Genomic DNA, 20,382 nt, shown 5'->3' with positions numbered 1-20,382 from the left:
GCTCATGAGTCAGTCCGCGCAGTTCATCACTCACGAAGTCAGCAACCAGGCCGCGCCGATCGGCCGCTACAACGCCTGGACGACGGACACCGCGCTGCGCGAGGCGGTCGAACGCGAAGGCGGCGGCTGGGCCGCGCCGCAGCTGACCGCCTTCGGCGAAGTTGCCGGGGGCGAGCTGATGGAGCTTGGTTACACCGCCAACGAGAACAAGCCGAAGCTGCGCAGCTTCGATCGCTATGGCAACCGCATCGACGAGATCGAATTCCATCCGAGCTATCACCGCGTGTTCGAGCTGGCGATGGCGCACGGCGTCCATGCGTTCGCCTGGCAGAACGAGAACAAGCCGGGCGCCCATGTCGCGCGGGCCGCGCTGTCGTACATGCATTCGCAGGCCGAGGCCGGCACTGGCTGTCCGCTGACGATGACGCACTCCGCCGTTCCGGCGATCCGTCACGAAGCCAGCGTGGCGAAGGACTGGATTCCCAAGATCATCGGCAACGCCTACGATCCGCGCGTGTTGCCGTTCGCGCAGAAAACTGCCGTGACGATCGGCATGGGCATGACCGAAAAGCAGGGCGGCTCGGACGTGCGAGCGAACACCACGCGCGCCACGCTGCAGCCCGACGGCAGCTACGAGATCGTCGGTCACAAGTGGTTCTTCTCGGCGCCGATGTGCGACGCCTGGCTGGTGCTCGCCTACACCGACGCGGGGCTCGGCTGCTTCCTGATGCCCAAGCTGCGGCCGGATGGTTCGCGTAACGCGATCCGCATCCAGCGTCTGAAGGACAAGCTCGGCGACTGGAGCAATGCATCCAGTGAAGTCGAATTCCACGGCGCCTGGGCGCAGCGCGTCGGTGGTGAGGGGCGCGGCGTCGCGACGATCCTCGAGATGGTTTCGTTGACCCGGCTCGATTGCATGATCGGATCGAGCGCTCTGATGCGCCAGGCCGTTATCCAGGCGCTGCATCACACGCAGCATCGCAAGGCCTTCGGCAAGCTGCTGGTGGAGCAGCCGCTGATGCGCAATGTGCTCGCCGATCTGGCGCTCGACTCCGAAGCCTCTACCGCGCTGACGATGCGTGTCGCCCGCGCCGTCGACGCGTCGGCACGCAATCCAAGCGAAGCGGCTTTCGCACGCATCGCGACCGCGATCGGCAAATACTGGATCTGCAAGCGCTGCCCGCCGCTGGTCAACGAAGCGCAGGAATGCCTGGGCGGCATGGGCTACGTCGAGGAAAGCAACCTGCCGCGCCTGTACCGGCAGGCGCCGTTGAATTCGATCTGGGAAGGCAGCGGCAACATCCAGTGCCTCGACGTGCTGCGCGCCTTGTCGAAGAGCCCGGAGACGCGCGAGGCGCTGTTCGCAGAACTGCTGAGCGCGCGCGGCGGCCACGCCGATCTCGATCGCGAAATCGGTTGGCTCAACGGCGCGCTCGATGACGTCAGCACGCTGGAGCTGCGTTCACGCATCGTCACCGAACGCATTGCGCTCGCGCTGCAGGCGACGATCTTGATCAAGGCAGGCGACGCGGCTGTCTCGGATGCTTTCTGCGCCAGCCGCCTGGGCGGTGAGCACGGCTTGAATTACGGCACGCTGGGGCCGCAGACACCGTTTGCGGCGCTGATCGATAGGGCGGTGATTGCTGCGTAACCCGCAAGAGAAACCAACGGGACGCAAGGAAAGAATTGGTCGGCGCGAGAGGATTTGAACCTCCGACCACCTCCACCCCAAGGAGGTGCGCTACCAGGCTGCGCTACGCGCCGACACGATGAATCTTTGCGAGGACCAGCGTTGCTGGCCGCCGCATGCGGGGGCGGCAGTGTAACGGACGCATGGGGGCAAGAAAAGGCGCGTTGGGGCGCCGTGCTGCGCGCGGGATTTACTCGGGCAGCAGCCTGAGCAGCGATTCCAGCTCGTCGCGCAGCTCCTTGATCTCTTCGGCGCGATGTTCCGGATGCGGCGTCGCGGCGGCAAGCAGCTTGCTATCGTTCGCGGCGCCGGCGTTTTTCGCGAGTTCCTTGAGGCGCAGGCGCGCGCCGCCGATCGTGAAGCCCTGTTCGTAGAGCAGGCTGCGGATCTTGCGCACCATCAGGACGTCGTCCTGCTGGTAATAGCGGCGATTGCCGCGGCGCTTGACGGGTTTGAGCTGCGGGAACTCCTGTTCCCAATACCGCAACACATGCGGTTTAACATCGCACAACTCGCTGACCTCGCCGATGGCGAAGTAGCGCTTGCGCGGAATCTCCGGCAGGTCGACAACCAGTGCTTTTTGATCAGCTGGTGACATCTGCCTCGACCCTCAGGCGCAGTTTCTGGCCCGGACGGAAAGTAACAACACGCCGTGCGGAGATCGGAATCTCTTCGCCGGTCTTGGGGTTGCGTCCAGGACGCTGATTCTTCGAGCGCAGTTCGAAGTTGCCGAAGCCGGAGAGTTTGACCTCTTCGCCAGCTTCCAGGCGACCGCGAATCTCCTCGAAAAAGAGGTCCACGAACTCCTTCGCTTCGCGCTTGTTGAGGCCCAACTCCTCAAACAAGGCTTCAGCAAGCTCCGCCTTCGTCAACGCCACGTGCAGTCCCTGGCTACTGCTTATTGTCGGATGGACGCTTCGACATCGCGCGCCAGCCCCTCTGTAATAGCAACCGTCGCAACATCTACGTCATCAATGGTTAGGGTGCGCGAATAGTCATTGAAAATCAAGCCCAAAGCCACGCTTTTGCAAGCCTTTCCGAGGGCTTGGTCGCGGTAGATGTCAAACACCAGTACTTTCTGCAAGAGATTGCCACCGGCGCGACGGGCGCTGTCGATCAAAGCCTGTGCGGATACCGATTCCTTGACCACGACCGCAATGTCGCGGCGCGACGAGGGGAATTCCGACAGCGCCTTGGCGCTGGGGATCGCCAGGTCGCGGATCGCGGCCCAGTCGACTTCGAAAACCAGCGGCGTTTCGGCGAGGTCGAGCTCGGCGACGCTGCGCGGATGCAGTTCGCCGATCCAGCCGATGCCCTGCTCGCCGCGCAGGATGCGCGCGCTGCGGCCCGGATGCAGGGCCGGATGCTGGGCGGCGACGAAGCGGAAGTCTTCCGCGGCCGGGCCGAACAGCGCGACGACATCGGCCTTCAGATCGTAGAAGTCGCTGGCGCGCTGCTTGGCATCCCAGTGCTCGGCACTCGCGCTGCCGGCGGCGAGGCCGGCGATGCGCAGGTTTTCGACGACTTCGCCATCCTGCAACGAGAAGCAGACGCCGGCTTCGAACAGCCGCTGACGCTGGACCTGACGCTGGCGGTTGTACTGCCAGGCGCCGACCAGGCCGGCCCACAGCGTCGTGCGCATCGCCGATTGCGGGTCGGCGATCGGATTGTCGACCGCGATCGCAGCCTCATCCGGATTCAAGGCCGCCTGGACGCGCGGCTCGACGAAGGCCAGCGAAACGATTTCCTGCCAGCCACGGGCGGCGAGTACATCGCGCGCTGCCGACAGCAGGCGCCGCTTCTCTTCCGGCTGTGCCGGTGCCATCGCGGCGCGGTAGGGCTTGGCCGGAATGCGGTCGTAGCCGTACAGGCGCGCGGCTTCCTCGATCAGGTCGACTTCGAGGCGCAGATCGTAGCGGTGGCTGGGGATCTTGCAGGTCCAGCTGTCGCCGATCTCGTTGCGCGTGACGATGCCCAGGCGCGCGAGCAGTTGCTCGACTTCGCGCGAGGGAATGTCGTGGCCGAGCAACTGGCCGAGGCGCGCGTGGCGCAGGCGCACGTTGATCTGCTCGGGCTGGCCGCGGCCGACCTGAGTGACCGGATGCACTTCGCCGCCGCAGATTTCGGTGATCAGCTGGGTCGCGCGATCGAGGCCGGTGCGCTGCAGCGCCGGATCGACACCACGTTCGAAACGGAAGGCGGCATCCGAGGTCAGCTTGTGGCGGCGCGCGGTGCCGGCAACGGCAGTCGGCGCGAAGCAGGCGGATTCGAGGAAGATCGCCGTCGTTGCGTCGGTCACGCCGGAAGCCAAGCCGCCCATGACGCCGGCCAGCGCCAGTGGGCCCTTGTCGTCGGCGATCAGCAGTTCCTGTTTGTTCAGCGTGACGTCTTCGCCGGTCAGCATCTTCAGCGTCTCGCCCGCGCTGGCGCGGCGCACGCGGATGCTGCCGCTGATCTTTTCCAGATCGAAGGCATGCAGCGGCTGGCCGAGTTCGAGCATCACGTAGTTGGTGATGTCGACCAGCGGATGAATGCAGCGCAGGCCGCTGCGCCGCAGGCGCTCGCGCATCCAGTCCGGCGTGCGCGCTTTCGGATTGATCTTCGAGATCACGCGGCCGGCGTAAGTCGGGCAGGTGGTCAGATCGTCGATGTCGACCTTCAGCTGCTTGTGGCCGACGACGACTGCCGGCGGCAGGTTTGGCCGCTTCATGTTGACGTTGAACAGCGCCGAAACATCGCGCGCGAGGCCCAGCACCGAAAGACAGTCGCCGCGATTGGGCGTGATCTCCAGATGCAGGACGTTGTCCTTCAGATTCAGGTACTCGCTGATCGGCTGGCCGGGCGTTGCGGTCGCATCGAGTTCGAGCAGGCCGTCGGACTTGTCCGACAGCGCGAGTTCCTTCGCCGAACACAGCATGCCGAAGCTCTCGACGCCGCGCAGCTTGGCCTCGCCGATCTCCATGCCGCCAGGCAGCTTGGCGCCGACCGTTGCACAGGCAACCGTCAGGCCTTCACGCGCATTCGCCGCACCGCAGACGATCTGCAGTGGAGTGCCGGTGCCGGCGTCGACGCTGCAGATCTGCAGGCGATCGGCGGTCGGATGCTTCTCGGCCTTGAGGATGCGACCGACGACGACACCCTGCGGCAAGGTATCGACAGCCGGCTCGATTTCCAGCTCGAGACCGCCCATGACCAGACGATCGGCGATTTCCTGAATCGTCGCCTGCGGATTGGCCCACTCGCGCAGCCAGTTTTCGGAGAGCTTCACTTGAACTGCTCCAGGAAGCGCAAATCGTTGTTGAAGAAAAGGCGAAGGTCGTCGACGCCGTAGCGCAGCATCGCCATGCGCTCGATGCCCATGCCGAAGGCATAGCCCGTGTAACGCTCGGGATCGATGCCCACCGCCTCGAATACCTTGGGATGAACCATGCCGCAGCCGCCGATCTCCAGCCAACGCCCGCGCTCGTCCTTGACGTCGATCTCGGCCGACGGCTCGGTGAACGGGAAGAACGACGGGCGCAGGCGGATTTCAGCCTCGCGCTCGAAGAAGCGCGACAGGAATTCCTTCATGTCGTACTTCAGATCGGTGAACGCAATTTTCTCAGCGACGTACAAGCCCTCGATCTGATGGAACATCGGGCTGTGCGTGCGATCGGATTCGCAGCGATAGACGCGGCCTGGACAGACGATGCGGATCGGCGGCTGGCGCGTGCGCATCGTGCGGATCTGCACCGAGCTGGTATGCGTGCGCAGCAGACGCGCGCCATTGAGCACGTAGAACGTGTCCTGCATCGCCCGCGCCGGGTGGGTCTCCGGAATGTTGAGCGCGGCGAAGTTGTGGAAATCGTCTTCGATCTCTGGACCTTCGACGGTCTCGAAGCCAAGTTCGTTGAACAGGCGGCAGATGCGGTTGGTCGCGCGCGTCAGCGGATGCAGGCCGCCGGTGACTTCGCCACGGCCGGGCAGCGTGACGTCGATCGCCTCGGCGGACAGGCGCTGCTCCAGCTCGGCCTGTTCCAGCGTGGCGCTGCGCGCATCGAGCGCTGCCTGCACCGCGACCTTGACCTTGTTGACCTTCTCGCCGAAGGCCTTGCGCTCGTAACCCTCAAGGGTCGCGAGCTGCTTCATCAAGTCGGTGATGCGGCCCTTCTTGCCGAGCAGTTCGACGCGCAGCGTTTCGAGAGCGCGCAGGTCGGCGGCAGCGGCAAGATCGGTCTTGGCCTGTTCCAGCAGTTGGTCGAGCGATTCGTTCATGACGGTCTGATCAGCGAAAACAAAAAAGGGGAGCGGCTTGGCGCCACTCCCCTTTGCTTAACATCCGTTGATAAGGATGCGTTGCGCTTTAGGCGGCGCCGAGCTGGGCCTTGGCCTGGGTCACCAGAGCTGCAAACGCTGCCTTGTCATGTACCGCGAGGTCTGCGAGCACCTTGCGATCCAGGGCGACGCCAGCTTTGGCGAGCCCGTTGATAAATCGGCTGTACGACAGACCGAGTTCCTTGGTCGCGGCGCCGATACGGATGATCCACAGTGCGCGGAACTCGCGCTTCTTCACGCGGCGGTCACGGTAGGCGTACTGGCCCGACTTGATGACCTGCTGCTTTGCACTGCGGAACTGGCGCGACTTGGCGCCGTAATAACCCTTCGCCTTGTCGAGCACTTTCTTGTGCTTCGCGCGGGCGGTAACACCTCTTTTTACACGTGCCATGGTCTATCTCCTCGCTTAAGCGTACGGCAGCATGATGCGAACTTCGCGGACGTCGGACGCGTGAACCTGCGCCTCGCCACGGAGCTGCCGGATGCGCTTGCCCGACTTCTTCGTCAGGATGTGGCGCTTATGCGAGTGAGAGCGCTTGAAGCCGCCCTTACCGGTCTTGGAAAAGCGCTTGGCGGCGCTTTTCACGGTTTTCATCTTTGGCATTTCTGTGACTCCTGTTTAGGTCAATTACCGGGTTCGCATCCTTGCCGAGGAGCTGGCCGGGCCTGCCACGGTGTTGCTGGCAGGACTTCCATACCGCTGCGGGGTACGCAGAGGGGGGCGAATTCTGGACTTTCCGGGCGGAATATTCAAGTGTTAGCGCGGTTTAGGCGCCAATCCACCCCTTTCAGGCGATGACCTCGCTGCGCGTAGTCGGCGCCAGCGATCTGTTCCTGACTCAGCGCACCGCTGGCGTCGAAGTAGAACTCAAGATGCCCGCTGAGGCTGATGCGCTCGTGTGAGGATGAGGCATCGAGGAGCACTGGGTCGGCTTGCGCTGCGGGCGCGCACAGCAAGGCCAGCAGCAGGCAAAGATGAATCAGCGTGGCATTGAAAGCGGACCTCGACACCCTCGACGCCCCCTGCGGCGGATACGGATGATCGGCAGGGAGGCATCATCGCATGGCGGCGGCCGCCGGACCGGCGGCGCGCTCGCCAGCAGCCGCAGCGCTTATTTGCGCTTGGGCGACAGAACCATGACCGACTGGCGGCCTTCCATCTTCGGGAACTGCTCGACGACGACCGTATCGCCCAACTCATCGCGCAGGCGGGTCATCATCTCCATGCCGAGTTCCTGGTGCGCCATTTCGCGACCACGGAAACGCACGACGATCTTGACCTTGTCGCCTTCTTCGAGGAATCGCATGATCGACCGCATCTTGGTCTGGTAATCGCCATCGTCCGTGGTCGGACGGAATTTGATTTCCTTGATCTGGATCTGCTTCTGCTTTTTCTTTGCAGCGTGCGCGGCCTTGTCCTTCTGATAAAGGTACTTGCCGTAATCCATGATCTTGCAGACCGGCGGTTCGGCGTTGGGCGATACCTCAACGAGGTCCAGCCCTTCTTCTTCCGCCCGGGCTAGCGCATCGCGGGTTGCGATGACGCCAAGCTGGGTGCCGTCGTCAGTGATGACGCGTACGCGCGGCGCGGTGATTTGATGATTGCGCCGATCTTCACGTTCCGAAGCGATGCGAAGTCTCCTAAGTCAGGCCGCGATGGGCCGAAAATGCGGCCAGAGTTGCACGCAAGTGCGTGCCGGGGGCCGACAAGACCGCGGATTGTAAGGGCGGGGGGCGGGGTTCACAAGGGGCGCTCGGCTGGCTTGCCGGCATCCGGCTACGGAGCCGGAGCGCGGGCACTGCAGCTCTGACTTCGAATCCAAGTAAGCTTTCACAAAAGGCGCGCCCCGTTTTCCGCGGTGATCTGCGCCGCTGCCATCCTTCAAGAGATCTCCGAATCATGAGTCAGGACGCCCCCGCCACCGAGCCCGGTGCCGATCGATCCCGCGCCGACCTGCGCAAGGCCGCACTCGACTATCACGAGTTTCCGACCCCGGGAAAACTCAACGTCACGCCGAGCAAGCAGCTGGTCAACCAGCGCGATCTGGCGCTGGCCTACTCGCCCGGCGTAGCAGCGGCCTGCGAGGAGATTGCCGCCGATCCGATCAATGCCTATCGCTACACGGCGCGCGGCAATCTGGTCGCGGTGATCACCAACGGCACCGCGGTGCTGGGCCTCGGCAATATCGGCCCGCTGGCGGCCAAGCCGGTGATGGAAGGCAAGGCTGTGCTGTTCAAGAAATTCGCCGGCATCGATGTCTTCGATATCGAGGTCAACGAACTCGACCCTGACAAGCTGATCGAGGTCATTGCCGCGCTGGAGCCGACGTTCGGCGGCATCAACCTGGAAGACATCAAGGCGCCGGAATGCTTCTACGTCGAGCGCAAGCTGCGCGAGCGCATGAAGATTCCGGTCTTCCACGACGATCAGCACGGTACCGCGATCATCGTCGGCGCGGCGGTGCTCAATGGCCTGGAAGTGGTCGGCAAGCGCATTGACGAGGTCAAGCTGGTGGTGTCGGGCGCGGGCGCGGCGGCGATGGCCTGTGTTGAGCTGCTCGTCGAACTCGGCCTGCGCAAGAGCAATGTCTGGCTGACCGATATCGATGGCGTCGTCTATCGCGGTCGCGAAAAGGGCATGGACGACATCAAGGCGCCGTTTGCGCAGGAGACCGCGGCGCGCACGTTGGCGGAAGTGATGCCGGGCGCCGACGTCTTCCTCGGCCTGTCGGCCGGTGGCGTGCTGAAGCCGGAGATGGTGCGCGGCATGGCGCCGCGGCCGTTGATCCTGGCGCTCGCCAATCCGACGCCGGAAATCCTGCCGGAGCTGGCGAAGGCGGAGCGCAGCGACGCGATCATCGCGACCGGTCGTTCGGACTATCCGAATCAGGTCAACAATGTCCTGTGCTTTCCGTTCATCTTCCGCGGCGCGCTCGACGCCGGCGCAACGACGATCACGCGCGAGATGGAAATTGCCGCGGTGCGCGCGATCGCCGGCCTCGCTCGCGAAGAGCAGAACGATGTGGTCGCCAGCGCCTACAGCGTCTCGGATCTCAGCTTCGGTCCCGAATATCTGATCCCACGCCCTTTCGATCCGCGACTGATCGTGCGGATCGCGCCCGCCGTCGCGCGGGCGGCGATGGAGTCCGGCGTCGCGACGCGACCGATCGCCGACTTCGATGTGTATATCGAAAAGCTCCAGCAGTTCGTATTCCACAGCGGCACGATGATGAAGCCCATCGTCAGTCTCGCGCGGCGCATCGAGCCGGAGGCCAAGCGCATCATCTTTGCCGAAGGCGAGGAGGAGCGCGTGCTGCGCGCCGCGCAGGTGCTGGTGGACGACCGCATCGCGCGGCCGATTCTGGTCGGCCGGCCGGCGGTGATCGAAGAGCGCCTCAAGCGCTTCGGTCTGCGCATCAGGGAAGGCGAGCATTACAGCGTCGTCAACACCGAAAACGATCCGCGTTATCGCGAATACTGGCAGTCGTATTACGCGCTGATGCAGCGGCGCGGCATCTCGGAACAATACGCCAAGCTCGAGATGCGCCGGCGCACGACGCTGATCGCTTCGATGCTGCTCGACAAAGGCGAGGCCGACGGCATGATCTGCGGCACGATCAGCACGACCGGCCGCCACCTGCGGTACATCGACGAGGTGATCGGCCGCAAGGTCGGCTGCAGCGTCTACGGCGCGATGAACGCGCTGGTGTTGCCGGGGCGCCAGGTCTTCATCGTCGACACCCACGTCAATCTCGATCCCAGCGCCGATGAGCTGGCCGAGATCACGATCATGGCGGCGGAGGAAGTCCTGCGTTTCGGTATCGAGCCGAAGATCGCGCTGCTGTCGCATTCCAACTTCGGCAGTTCCGACGGTCCGTCGGCGCGCAAGATGCGCGAAGTGCTGCGTCTGCTGCATGCGCGGGCGCCTTCGCTGCAGGTCGACGGCGAGATGCACGGCGACTGCGCGCTCAACGAACGCATGCGCAAGGCGGCGCTGGCGTCGACGACGTTGCACGGCGACGCCAATCTGCTGGTGATGCCGAATCTCGATGCGGCCAACATCGCCTACAACCTGCTGAAGACGGCGGCCGGCAACAACGTGGCGATCGGGCCGATCCTGCTGGGCTGCAAGCGTCCGGTGCATATCCTGACGCCGTCGGCGACGGTTCGGCGCATCGTCAACATGACGGCGCTGGCCGTCGCGGATGCGCACGCGGAGCGTTCAGCGAAGGCTTAAAGCAGGATCAGCGTTCCGAGGCCAAGCAACGCGAAGAAGCCGACGACATCGGTCACTGTCGTCAGCAGCACCGACCCGGCGAGCGCCGGGTCGACGCCGATGCGCTTGAGGAATAGCGGCACGATGACGCCGAAGGCGGCGGCGATCACCTGGTTGATCACCAGCGCGAGGCCGATGACGAGTGCCAGCGCAAGATTCTTGAACCAGAAGCCGGTGATCACCGCGACGACCACCGCCCAGATGGCGCCGTTGATCGCGGCGACGGCAAGCTCCTTGCGCAAGAGGAAGCGCGTGTTTCCGGAGACGACCTGGCCCATCGCCAGACCGCGCACCATCAGCGTCAAGGTCTGGCTGCCGCCGATGCCGCCCATGCTGGCGACGACGGGCATCAGTACCGCCAACGCGACGACCTGTTCGATCGTCGCCTCGAACTTGCCGACCACCCACGCGGCCGCGAATGCGGTCAGCAGGTTGATGCCGAGCCAGACGGCGCGCCGGAACGAGGCGTTGCGCACTGGCGCGAAGATATCTTCGTCTTCGGCGAGGCCGGCCATCGACATCATGTTGTGCTCGCCTTCGGCGCGGATGACGTCGACGACGTCGTCGACCGTGATGCGCCCGACGAGGATGCCCTTGGCATTGACGACCGGCGCCGAGATCAAGTCCGCCGATTCGAAGCGGCGCGCAACGTCGTGCGAATCTTCCTGGGCCGGGATCGCGGCTGTTTCGCGCGCCATCGCGTTGGCAACCAGGTCTTCCGGCGGGCGCGTGAGAATCTTGTCCAGCGTCAGCGCGCCGAGGTAGGCGCCGTAGCGGTCGACGACATACAGCGCATCGGTATGCGACGGCAGTTCGCCGCGCAGGCGCAGGTAACGCTGGACAACGTCCAGAGACACGTCCGGCCGCACCGTGACCGTGTCGGTATTCATCAGACCGCCGGCGGTGTCGGGCTCGTGCGCGAGCACCTGCTCAAGGCGCGTCCGATCGTCCTCGTCGAGGGCCTTGAGTACCTGCTGGGTGACGGTCTCCGGCAGGTCCTCGAGGAAGTCGGCGAGGTCGTCGATTTCTAGTTCTTCGGCCGCTTTGACCAGCTCGGCCGTGTCCATCTGGCGGATCAGGCCGGCGCGGACCGAGTCCGGCACGTGCAGCAGCACCTCGCCGTCGTCCTCCGGGCTGACCATCTCCCAGACCAGATTGCGCTCCGGCGGCGGCAGCGAGACCAACAGCTTGGCGATCTCGGCGGGATTGAGCGCATGCAGCGATCGCTTCACCGGCAGCATGCTGCCCGCCGCGAGGCGTTCGCGCAGGCGCAGCAGTGCAGCTTCGGTGGGGTCGCGCTCGGCCATGTTACTGACGCGTATCGATTCTGGATTCAGTGATCGATAGCGAGCATAGCATCGCGAAGTTTGATGCCGCTGTGATGCGCGTTCGAAAACGCGCAGTGTCGACAGACTCTACAGATGATCCAGCGCAGCGATGGCGTCGCGCAGCCTCTGCGGTTCGCCGTCTTCGAGGGCGATGCTCACCGCTCTGCGCAACGCGGCGATGTCGGACTCCACGACGATCTGCTTGACCTCGAGAATGTTCGACGGGTGCATCGAGAAGTCGGTCAGGCCCAGGCCCAGCAGGAGCCGCGTGAAGCGCGGATCGCCCGCCATCTCACCGCACATCGCAACCGGGATGCCGGCATTGCGTCCGGACTCGATCGTGTGGCGGATCAGTTCGAGTACCGCCGGATGGGTCGGGTCGTAAAGGTAGTTGACCTCGTCGTCGACGCGGTCGATCGCCAGCGTGTACTGGATCAGGTCGTTGGTGCCGATCGAGAAGAAGCGTGCATGCCGCGCCAGCATCTTCGAGGCGATGGCCGCGGCCGGCACTTCAATCATTGCGCCGATCGGCACATCGTCAGCCAGCTTGTAGCCCTCGGCACGAAGCTCGTCGCGGGCTGAGTCGATCAGGGTGTTGGCCTGGCGGAACTCCTGCAGGCTGGAGATCATCGGCAGCATGATCTGCACGCGGCCGAGCGCGGCGGCGCGCAGCAGCGCTCGGACCTGTATGCGGAACAGCTCGGGTTCCTTGAGGCACAGGCGGATCGCGCGCAATCCGAGGGCCGGATTGGTTGGTAATGGCCCATGGCTGCGACCGCTGTCGACCTGCTTGTCGGCGCCCAGATCGAGCGTACGGATCGTGATCGGCCCGGAAACGGCGGAGACGATGCGTGCGTAGGCCTCGTACTGTTCCTCTTCGGTCGGCAGCTCCTTGCGGTTCATGTACATGAACTCGGTGCGGTAGAGGCCGACGCCTTCTGCGCCCGCTTCCTCGGCAACCCTGGCGTCTTCCGGCAGTTCGATATTCGCCAGCAGGCGGATGCGCACGCCGTCGCGCGAGATTGCGTCGCGGCCCTTGAGCTTGTCGAGGCCGGCGCGATGGCGCGCGTGCGCGGCCTGCTTTTCACGATAGAAGGCGAGGGCCTTGGCGTCCGGATCGGTGATGATCTGGCCGGCTTCGCCATCGACGATGACCGTCTCGTTGTCGCGGATCAGGCGTCGCGCATCGCGCAGGCCGACGACGGCGGGGATGCCGAGGCTGCGCGCGAGAATCGCGGTATGCGACAGCGGGCCGCCGTACTCGGTGACGAACGCGGCGACCTGCTGTTGCGACAGCAGGATGATGTCGGCCGGCGTGACATCGTCGGCGACGATGACGAAAGCCTCGGCGCCGTCGCCTTGGGTCGGCAGCTGGCGTTCGGACTTCAGCAGGATGCGCAGGATGCGGCTGCAGACATGCTCGACGTCGTCCTTGCGCGTGCGCAGATAGGCGTCGTCCATCTTCTCGAACACCGCGACCAGGGCGTCGCGAGTGCGCTGCAACGCCGCTTCGGCGTTGATGCGATCGGTGCGGATATGCGCGACCGTCGCGTCGGTGATGGAGCGGTCGTCCATCATCAGGATGTGCGTGTCGATGAAGGCGGCGATGTCGCCGGGCGTGCCGAGCGGAATCTGCTCGCGCACTTCGCGCAGCTGCTCCTTCGCGCGGCGATGGGCTTGGTAGAAGCGGGTTACCTCTCCTTCGACGTCTTCCTTCGCCAGCCGGTATTCCGGAATGTCCAGCTCGCCGCCATGCATCTTCTGCACGCGGGCAATTGCGATGCCGCGCGAGACGCCGATGCCCGGCAGCCACAGGCTCATGGAGCGCCCCGCGGGTGTGCGGCCGGTTCGATCACTCGTCTTCGCCGAAGCAATCCGCGATCAACTGGGTCAGTTCGTCGAGCGCCTGTTCGGCGTCGCTGCCATTGGCGATCAGGGTGATTTCGCTGCCCTTCGCCGCGGCGAGCATCATCACGCCCATGATCGACTTGCCGCTGACCTCGCGGCCGTCCTTGCGGATCGTCACATCCGCCTCGAACTTGCTTGCCAAGGTAACCAGCTTGGCCGCGGCGCGCGCATGCAGGCCGAGCTTGTTGATGATTCCGACGGTACGTTCCATGGCGATCGCTTCGGTAGTGATTGGCGGCTAAGGGGTCCGGCGCGGGCACTCGATGATGCCGCGGCTGCCGCCTTCGACGGCGCTGCGGGTCATCTCGGCCAGCGGCAGATTCGGATAATTGAAGATGCGCACCAGCATCGGCAGGTTGACGCCGGCAACGACGGCGACGCGATCGTCGGTGCAGAGCTTGTTGGCGATGTTGCTCGGCGTCGATCCGAACGCATCGGTCAGGATCAGCACGCCGGCGCCCGAATCGAGACGGTCGATCATCTTGCGGCCCTGGCTGATCAGCACGTCGTGTGCCGACACGCGGCGCACTTCCAGCACGTCCGAGGCCAGCGGCAGGTCGCCAAGCATCTCGCGCAAGGTATCGAGCAAGTGATGGCCGAGCTTGCCGTGGGTCACCAGCAGCAACCCGGTCCGCAGTCCTACGCCACCACTCATGCCGGGGTCTCCACAGGGTTGCGTTGCTGGGTGGCGTCCCACAGCTCGCGATGACGGACAGTCAGTTGTTCGTAGTGATCGCGCAGCAGCGCGGCCAGGCGTTCGACGATGTAGACGCTGCGATGCTGGCCGCCGGTGCAGCCGATCGCGATCGTCACGTAGGCGCGGTCCTGCTTGCGGTATTCGGGCAGCCAGCGCGTCAGAAGCCGGTGCAGGTCGTTGATCATGTCCTGCACGATGGGCTGCTGGGAAAACCATTTGGCGACGGCGGCATCGCGGCCGGACAGCTTGCGCAGCGAGGCTTCCCAATGCGGATTGGGCAGGCAGCGCACGTCGAACAGGAAGTCGACATTGTCCGGCGTGCCGTTGCGAAAGCCGAAGGATTCCAGCTGCACGCTCAGCTTGCCCGGTCCGCCGCCGGGAATCTGATTGAGGATTTCCTCGCGCAGCTCGTGCAGGTTCTTGTAGGTGGTGTCGATCGTCGCATCCGCGACGCTGGCGATCGGTGCGAGCAAAGCCTTCTCGGCGCGGATCGCTTCCAGCAGCGGCAGTTCGCCAATCGCCAGCGGATGGCGGCGCTTGGTGTCGGAATAGCGCTGCAGCAGCACCGATTCGTCGGCGCGCAGGAAGATGACGCGAATATCGATTCCGCGGTCGCGCAGCTTCTGCACATAACGCGGAAAGCGTTCGATCTCGGTCGGGTTCTCGCGCGCATCGACGCCGACGGCGAGATTCTTGTAGCGACTTTCGGTGGCACGCAACGCGGTGCGCGAGATCGGCGCGAACAGCTGCAGCGGCAGGTTGTCGATGCAGTAGTACCCCATGTCCTCATACTGCTTGAGGGCCACGGTCTTGCCTGCACCCGACAGGCCGCTGACGATGACGACTTTCATCTCGACCTCCGCTGCCGCATCAGAGACTCACCTTCAATTCCGTTGTGGATTCTTCTTGAGCTGGCTCTTGATCGCGAGCAGCTGGCGCCGCGTCAGATCTTCGTCGGCATGATATCCATCGCGCCGCAGCTTCAGATCGCGGCACGCCGCCTCTACCAACACCGCGAGATTATGCCCGAGGCGTATCGGGATCGAGATTTCGGCGATTTCGATGCCCAGCACCTCGCGCGTGCCGCGCCGGCCGCTGAGGCGCTCGATGCCGCTGTCGCCTTTGGGCAGCGGCGCATCAAGTGCAATGATCAGATCGATCGGCGTCGACTGCTTCAGGCTGCGCCCACCGTACATGCGCCGCACATTCAGAATGCCGAGGCTGCGCGCTTCGAGAAACCCGCGTAGCAGGGGCGGGCAACGGCCATGGACCCGGCCTTTGTGCACGCTCAGATCGGCGGCATCATCGGCGACCAGATGGTGGCCGCGGCTGAGCAGTTCCAGAGCCAGCTCGCTTTTGCCGACGCCGCTGGCGCCGGTCAGCAGCACGCCCATTCCATGAACCTGCATCAACACGCCATGCAGTGTGATCGCTGGCGGCACGGCGCCGCTGGGCATGGCGCGCTCCGGAAATCAGGCCGGGGTGTAGCCACTCACGAGTTGGAACAACGCGCCTTCGTCGGCGGACTCGCGGGCTTTCTGGCAGAAGCTGCTGTCGGAAAACATCTCGGCAATCGCGGCCAGATGCTTCAGGTGGGTTTCGGTTGCGCCCTGCGGAACGAGCAGGCCGAACACGAGATCGACGGCCTGGCCGTCATGCGCGTCGTAGTCCAGCGGATGCTTGAGGCGCATGAAAGCGCCGACGCTCTGGGTGACGCCGGCCATGCGGCCATGCGGGATCGCGACGCCATGGCCCAGGCCGGTGCTGCCGAGTTTTTCACGGGCCGCGAGGCTGGTCAGGATATCGCTGGCCTGGACGCCGGGCACGCCACGCGCGAGCAGGGCAGCGAGTTCTTCAAGCGCCTTCTTCTTGCTGGTGAAAGTGTGCCCCTGACTGACACGGTCAGGCGACAGAATTTCGGCGATCTTCATGCGTAGCTTTCCTGTGAAAAACGAAGGGCCCGGGTACGAGGCGTACCCGGGCCCTCGCGAATGACGGTGATTCTAACCGCGTCGCGGTCAGCCGTGTTCGCCCGAACTGCTGCTAGCTCATGCGCTTGTGCGCTTCCTTCTGATGATGGTCGCGGATCTTTTCCTTGTACTTGCGCGTCTGCTGGTCGAGCTTGTCCGTGAGCATGTCGATCGCGGCGTAGAGATCGCCGTCCGTGGCCTCGGCGTGCAGATTGGCGCCGCTGGCGTGCACGGTGGCTTCGGCTTTCTGACGCAGCTTCTCGACGGATAAAACAACCTCCGCACTGATCAGATGGTCGAAGTGTCGTTCCAGCCTCTTGAGCTTGGTGACAACGTATTCCCGCATCGGGGGTGTGACTTCGACATGGTGTCCGGAGATGTTCAAATTCATCGTGGCCTCCTGTGAAGTGCCGGCGGATTCAAGCCGGCGGTTTGCGCTCATGCGAGGGAGGGATTCCCAGGCCTTCGCGGTATTTAGCGACCGTACGTCGCGCAACTTGAATGCCTTCCTTGAGCAGCATGTCGGAAAGGCTGGCGTCGGACAGCGGACGGTTGGGGCTTTCGGCAGTCACCAGGCGTTTGATCATGGCCTGGATTGCCGTAGCCGAGCAGATGCCGCCGCCCGTGGTCTGGACGTGGCTGGAGAAAAAATATTTGAGTTCGCAGAGCCCACGCGGAGTGAGCATGTACTTGTTGGCTGTGGCGCGCGATACGGTTGATTCATGTATGCCCAGCTGTTCGGCGATGTCTCTGAGGACCAAAGGTCGCATCGCCTCGGGTCCATATTCCAAGAAAGCACGTTGTTCTTCAACTATGGAGTGCGCAACCCGCAAAAGAGTTTCATTGCGCGCCTCCAGACTGCTCAAAAAGTATCGGGCTTCCTGCAAGTGCTGCTTGAGCATGGTCTGGTCGCGCGAGCTGTCGGCGCGGCGGATCATGCCCTGGTACTGACCACTGATCCGCAGGCGCGGCATGTGTTCCGGGTTCAGGCGCACGGTCCAGCGACCATTGCGTTTCAAAACAAAGACATCGGGGGTGATGTAATCCGCTTCGTGAACCTGGAAAGGGCGCCCTGGACGCGGCTGCATGGACTGAATCAGATCCACCGCGACCCGCAGCTCGGCCTCGGCGGCATGGGTGCTGCGCCCCAGCGCGGCGAGATCGTGACGCGCCAGCAGCATCATGTGATTGCCGACAATTTGCAGAGCAAGGTTCGCGCCCGGCGTACGTGCCGGCAGGGCCTCGATCTGCAGTCGCAGGCACTCGCCGAGGTCGCGCGCGCCGACGCCGAGCGGATCGAACTCCTGGACCATCGCCAGCACGGCGTCGACTTCCGCCACGCTGACCTGCAGCGCAGCGACGATCTGCGCCTTGAGTTCGTCCCACTCGCGTAGATAGCCGTCCTCGTCGACGGCATCGATCAGGAAAGCCGCGATCTCCGTCTGGCGCAGTGTGAAGGGCGCGGCGCGGGCCTGTTCGAGCAGGTGTTCGTAGAGGCCGGTCGCCGCGCGGCGGTTGGCTTCCATGAACTCGCGCAGTTCTTCGTCGTCGCCGCTGCGCGGCTGTGCCGGCAGGTCGTCGAAGACATCGCCCCAATCGGCATCGACCGGCAACTCGTCCGGGATGTCGCTATCGGTGCCGACTTCCTTGGTGACGCCCTCGCTGTCGCCCCCCTCTTCGCCGGCAGCATCGCCGGCGCTGTACGTGTCTTCGCCGCTATCGGCGCCGTCCGGTGCTGAGTCGTCGCGCTCCAGCAGGATGTTGGATTCCAGCGCCTGCTCGATTTCCTGCTGCAGATCGAGGCTGGACAGCTGCAGCAGACGGATGGCCTGCTGCAGCGCCGGCGTCATCGTCAGCGACTGACCCAGTCGCAGTCCCAGTGCTGCCTTCATGCGTGAGCGTGTCCGATCGAGGTGACGGCGCCAGGTCTCACTTGACCGTGATCGTGATCTTTTCCGACAGCACCGTCGGGTTCTGCGGCTGATGCTTCCAGTCGCCGAGCACGAGCTGCAGCGTGTGCTTGCCCGGCTTGAGTTCCAGCGACGTCTCGGTCTGGCCGCCGCCGAAATGCTTGATCTGGTCCGTCGCCGGCAGCGGCTTCGTGAAGTCGACTTCCGGCCCGTCGATCAGCAGATGGTGATGGCCGGTGCCGGTCTGGTTGACGCCAGCCGGGGCAACGCCCATGCCGGACAGGCCGAAGACGACCTTGACCGGGCTGCTGACTTCGGCACCGTCCAGCGGCGAAACGATGTAGGCCTTGGCGCCGGCGGTCGCGGCCTGCGGCAGTCCCAGCTCGACTTCGGCGCGCTGGTTGGCCTGGGCCTTGGCGGCGCCTTTGAGATCTTTCCAGGTGTCGGCCTGCGCACTGAAGCTGCTGCAGGCGGCGACGATGGCAACGGCGGTGGCAATGGCGGTGGTTTTCATTGGCGGATCCGTTTCAGTGGGCTGTTCGTGGGGGGGCGGTGGCTATTTTTTCGGCATGGAATTTGCGTGCCGTTATGGTGAAGATTAGGTGAATCAGCGCCAGATCGCTATACTGCCGCCCGTTTGTGGCGCATACCGGTTTGCGCACCCCGTTTGGCCAGCCTCTGGCCCATGGTCGCAGACCTCTCGGTGACATCCGTCCCGTATCAACCCTTTGCCTGAACCGGCCCCGGTAAGCACTGCTTGCCAGGCAGGCCATAGGCGGCTTTCGAGCCGCCTGAAGCACTATTCAGGAGTTTCACGTGTCATTTGATGGACTAGGCCTTGCGCCGAACATTGTTCGCGCCGTGGCCGAACAGGGCTATTCGACGCCCACCCCGATTCAACAGCGCTCGGTTCCCGAGATTCTTGCCGGCCGCGATCTGCTCGCTGCCGCGCAGACCGGTACCGGCAAGACCGCTGCCTTCACCCTGCCGATGCTGCAGCGTCTGCAGGCCAATCCTCCCGCCGAAGGCGCGCGCCGTCCGGTGCGTGCGCTGGTGCTGGTGCCGACCCGCGAACTCGCCGCCCAGGTCGAGGAAAGCATCCGCACCTACAGCAAGCACCTGCCGACGGTTCGCACGGTGCTGATCTTCGGTGGCGTCAGCATCAACCCGCAGATCGATGCGCTGCGCCGCGGTGCGGACATCGTCGTCGCCACGCCGGGTCGTCTGCTCGACCACGTCAGCCAGCGTACGATCGATCTGTCGAAGGTCGAGTTCCTGGTGCTCGACGAAGCCGATCGCATGCTCGACATGGGCTTCATCCGCGACATCCGCCGCGTCATCGAGAAGCTGCCCAAGCAGCGCCAGAATCTGATGTTCTCGGCGACGTTCTCGCCGGACATCCGCAAGCTTGCCGAAGGCCTGCTGCACAACCCGGCGACGATCGACATCGCGCCGCGCAACAGCGCCGCCACGGCGGTGACCCAGCGCGCGATCTTCGTCGACAAGGCCCACAAGGCCGAGCTGGTCGGTTACATGATCAGCAAATTCAACTGGAAGCAGGTGCTGATCTTCACGCGCACCAAGCACGGCGCCAACCGCCTGATGGAGCGCCTGATCAAGGACGGCATCAATGCCGCCGCGCTGCACGGGAACAAAAGCCAGAATGCGCGCACCAAGGCACTGGCCGGTTTCAAGGATGGTAGCGTCCGCGCGCTGGTTGCCACCGATATCGCCGCCCGCGGTCTGGATATCGAGCTGCTTCCGCATGTCGTGAACTTCGAGCTGCCGGCGGTGCCTGAGGACTATGTGCACCGCATCGGCCGTACCGGCCGTGCCGGCGAGACGGGCGAGGCGATCTCGCTGGTCTGCAAGGAGGAGTACGACGAGTGGAAGGGTATTGAAAAACTGCTGAAGCGCAGCATTGAAGCGTTTGAGGTCGATGGCTTCACGCCGCGTCCGCGCTCCGAATCCGCCAGGGATGAGGACGCGCGGCCGCCGCGCGAAGGCCGTGGTCATCGTCACGGCGGTCGCCATCAGCAGCCACGCAGCGGCAACGGCGCCGCACGCGCGAATGGCCACGCGGCTCATCCGGGCGGCGGTCAGCGCAAGCCGGCCGGCAACGGCCAGAGCCAGGGCGGCAACGCACAGGGCGAGCGCAGGCCCGCGTCGGCGGCACCGGGACGTGGGCGTGGCGATGGCCGGCGTGCCCCGCAGGGCGGCGCTCCGGGCCAGTCGAATCAGGGAGGCCGCCATCGGGGCGGCCGTTAAGGATTTTTGTAGCAATTTACT

21 protein-coding genes and 1 tRNA gene are annotated in these 20,382 nt (G+C 64.4%); 3 read left to right on the top strand and 19 right to left on the bottom strand.

Annotated features, from left to right (window positions below):
• The first annotated feature begins 4 nt into the window (after nt 1–4).
• Nucleotides 5–1,651 carry an isovaleryl-CoA dehydrogenase gene (locus tag AC3WUF_RS19235; RefSeq protein ID WP_492428659.1) on the top strand — a complete coding sequence of 549 codons (1,647 nt, stop codon included), beginning with the start codon at nt 5–7 and terminating at the stop codon, nt 1,649–1,651.
• A 36-nt stretch (nt 1,652–1,687) separates the two neighbouring features.
• On the opposite strand, the gene AC3WUF_RS19230 is transcribed toward AC3WUF_RS19235, so the two are convergent.
• The 9 genes from AC3WUF_RS19230 to infC all read right to left on the bottom strand — a co-directional run bounded on the left by AC3WUF_RS19230 (nt 1,688) and on the right by infC (nt 7,635).
• Nucleotides 1,688–1,764 (bottom strand) — tRNA-Pro (locus AC3WUF_RS19230).
• A 116-nt stretch (nt 1,765–1,880) separates the two neighbouring features.
• Nucleotides 1,881–2,288 (bottom strand): MerR family transcriptional regulator, encoded by a 408-nt coding sequence (locus AC3WUF_RS19225; RefSeq protein ID WP_492428657.1) that lies wholly within the window; start codon nt 2,286–2,288, stop codon nt 1,881–1,883.
• Nucleotides 2,275–2,568 carry an integration host factor subunit alpha gene (locus tag AC3WUF_RS19220; RefSeq protein WP_492428655.1) on the bottom strand — a complete coding sequence of 98 codons (294 nt, stop codon included), beginning with the start codon at nt 2,566–2,568 and terminating at the stop codon, nt 2,275–2,277. The genes AC3WUF_RS19225 and AC3WUF_RS19220 overlap by 14 nt, the downstream gene beginning before the upstream one ends.
• Before the next feature lie 20 nt (nt 2,569–2,588).
• Nucleotides 2,589–4,958 (bottom strand): phenylalanine--tRNA ligase subunit beta, encoded by a 2,370-nt coding sequence (pheT, locus tag AC3WUF_RS19215; protein WP_492428653.1) that lies wholly within the window; start codon nt 4,956–4,958, stop codon nt 2,589–2,591.
• Nucleotides 4,955–5,944: a phenylalanine--tRNA ligase subunit alpha gene (gene pheS, locus AC3WUF_RS19210; protein ID WP_492428651.1), complete on the bottom strand. Its 990-nt coding sequence runs from the start codon at nt 5,942–5,944 to the stop codon at nt 4,955–4,957. Before pheS ends, pheT begins: the two co-directional genes overlap by 4 nt.
• Before the next feature lie 88 nt (nt 5,945–6,032).
• Nucleotides 6,033–6,395, bottom strand: coding sequence for a 50S ribosomal protein L20 (rplT, locus tag AC3WUF_RS19205; RefSeq protein ID WP_492428649.1), 363 nt, complete (start codon nt 6,393–6,395; stop codon nt 6,033–6,035).
• A 15-nt stretch (nt 6,396–6,410) separates the two neighbouring features.
• The gene (gene rpmI, locus AC3WUF_RS19200; RefSeq protein ID WP_028080456.1) at nt 6,411–6,608 is read right to left on the bottom strand and encodes a 50S ribosomal protein L35; all 198 of its coding nucleotides are present in this window, start codon (nt 6,606–6,608) and stop codon (nt 6,411–6,413) included.
• Nucleotides 6,609–6,754: 146 nt separating this feature from the next.
• Nucleotides 6,755–7,015 carry a hypothetical protein gene (locus AC3WUF_RS19195; RefSeq protein ID WP_492428646.1) on the bottom strand — a complete coding sequence of 87 codons (261 nt, stop codon included), beginning with the start codon at nt 7,013–7,015 and terminating at the stop codon, nt 6,755–6,757.
• Nucleotides 7,016–7,116: 101 nt separating this feature from the next.
• Nucleotides 7,117–7,635: a translation initiation factor IF-3 gene (gene infC, locus AC3WUF_RS19190; protein ID WP_492429081.1), complete on the bottom strand. Its 519-nt coding sequence runs from the start codon at nt 7,633–7,635 to the stop codon at nt 7,117–7,119.
• Nucleotides 7,636–7,904: 269 nt separating this feature from the next.
• Between infC and AC3WUF_RS19185 the strand changes: the two genes are divergently transcribed.
• Nucleotides 7,905–10,241 carry an NADP-dependent malic enzyme gene (locus AC3WUF_RS19185; RefSeq protein ID WP_492428644.1) on the top strand — a complete coding sequence of 779 codons (2,337 nt, stop codon included), beginning with the start codon at nt 7,905–7,907 and terminating at the stop codon, nt 10,239–10,241.
• Here AC3WUF_RS19185 and mgtE read toward each other — a convergent pair.
• From mgtE to AC3WUF_RS19135, 10 genes are all read right to left on the bottom strand, one after another.
• Nucleotides 10,238–11,587 (bottom strand): magnesium transporter, encoded by a 1,350-nt coding sequence (gene mgtE / locus AC3WUF_RS19180; RefSeq protein ID WP_492428642.1) that lies wholly within the window; start codon nt 11,585–11,587, stop codon nt 10,238–10,240. The genes AC3WUF_RS19185 and mgtE overlap by 4 nt on opposite strands.
• Nucleotides 11,588–11,695: 108 nt before the next feature.
• Nucleotides 11,696–13,429, bottom strand: a complete 1,734-nt coding sequence (gene ptsP / locus AC3WUF_RS19175; protein WP_492428640.1) for a phosphoenolpyruvate--protein phosphotransferase — start codon at nt 13,427–13,429, stop codon at nt 11,696–11,698.
• Between the two features lie 31 nt (nt 13,430–13,460).
• The gene (locus AC3WUF_RS19170) at nt 13,461–13,727 is read right to left on the bottom strand and encodes an HPr family phosphocarrier protein (RefSeq protein ID WP_492428638.1); all 267 of its coding nucleotides are present in this window, start codon (nt 13,725–13,727) and stop codon (nt 13,461–13,463) included.
• Nucleotides 13,728–13,754: 27 nt separating this feature from the next.
• Complete coding sequence (locus tag AC3WUF_RS19165) at nt 13,755–14,171, bottom strand: PTS sugar transporter subunit IIA (protein WP_492428636.1); 417 nt, start codon at nt 14,169–14,171, stop codon at nt 13,755–13,757.
• Nucleotides 14,168–15,064: an RNase adapter RapZ gene (rapZ, locus tag AC3WUF_RS19160; RefSeq protein WP_492428634.1), complete on the bottom strand. Its 897-nt coding sequence runs from the start codon at nt 15,062–15,064 to the stop codon at nt 14,168–14,170. The genes AC3WUF_RS19165 and rapZ overlap by 4 nt, the downstream gene beginning before the upstream one ends.
• A gap of 33 nt (nt 15,065–15,097) precedes the next feature.
• On the bottom strand, nt 15,098–15,670 hold the full coding sequence (locus tag AC3WUF_RS19155; protein WP_492428632.1) for a hypothetical protein: 573 nt from the start codon (nt 15,668–15,670) through the stop codon (nt 15,098–15,100).
• Between the two features lie 15 nt (nt 15,671–15,685).
• On the bottom strand, nt 15,686–16,144 hold the full coding sequence (gene ptsN, locus AC3WUF_RS19150) for a PTS IIA-like nitrogen regulatory protein PtsN (protein ID WP_492428630.1): 459 nt from the start codon (nt 16,142–16,144) through the stop codon (nt 15,686–15,688).
• Between the two features lie 112 nt (nt 16,145–16,256).
• Nucleotides 16,257–16,574, bottom strand: a complete 318-nt coding sequence (gene hpf / locus AC3WUF_RS19145) for a ribosome hibernation-promoting factor, HPF/YfiA family (protein WP_492428628.1) — start codon at nt 16,572–16,574, stop codon at nt 16,257–16,259.
• 28 nt (nt 16,575–16,602) lie between these two features.
• On the bottom strand, nt 16,603–18,075 hold the full coding sequence (locus tag AC3WUF_RS19140; protein ID WP_492428626.1) for an RNA polymerase factor sigma-54: 1,473 nt from the start codon (nt 18,073–18,075) through the stop codon (nt 16,603–16,605).
• A 37-nt stretch (nt 18,076–18,112) separates the two neighbouring features.
• Complete coding sequence (locus tag AC3WUF_RS19135) at nt 18,113–18,607, bottom strand: DUF4399 domain-containing protein (RefSeq protein ID WP_492428624.1); 495 nt, start codon at nt 18,605–18,607, stop codon at nt 18,113–18,115.
• A 302-nt stretch (nt 18,608–18,909) separates the two neighbouring features.
• On the opposite strand from AC3WUF_RS19135, the gene AC3WUF_RS19130 reads away from it, so the two are divergent.
• The gene (locus AC3WUF_RS19130; RefSeq protein ID WP_492428622.1) at nt 18,910–20,361 is read left to right on the top strand and encodes a DEAD/DEAH box helicase; all 1,452 of its coding nucleotides are present in this window, start codon (nt 18,910–18,912) and stop codon (nt 20,359–20,361) included.
• The last annotated feature ends 21 nt before the right edge of the window (nt 20,362–20,382 follow it).

The sequence above is a fragment of the Fontimonas sp. FW305-C-3 genome (genome assembly GCF_058783185.1).
This window is presented reverse-complemented; position numbering and strand designations above follow the sequence as displayed.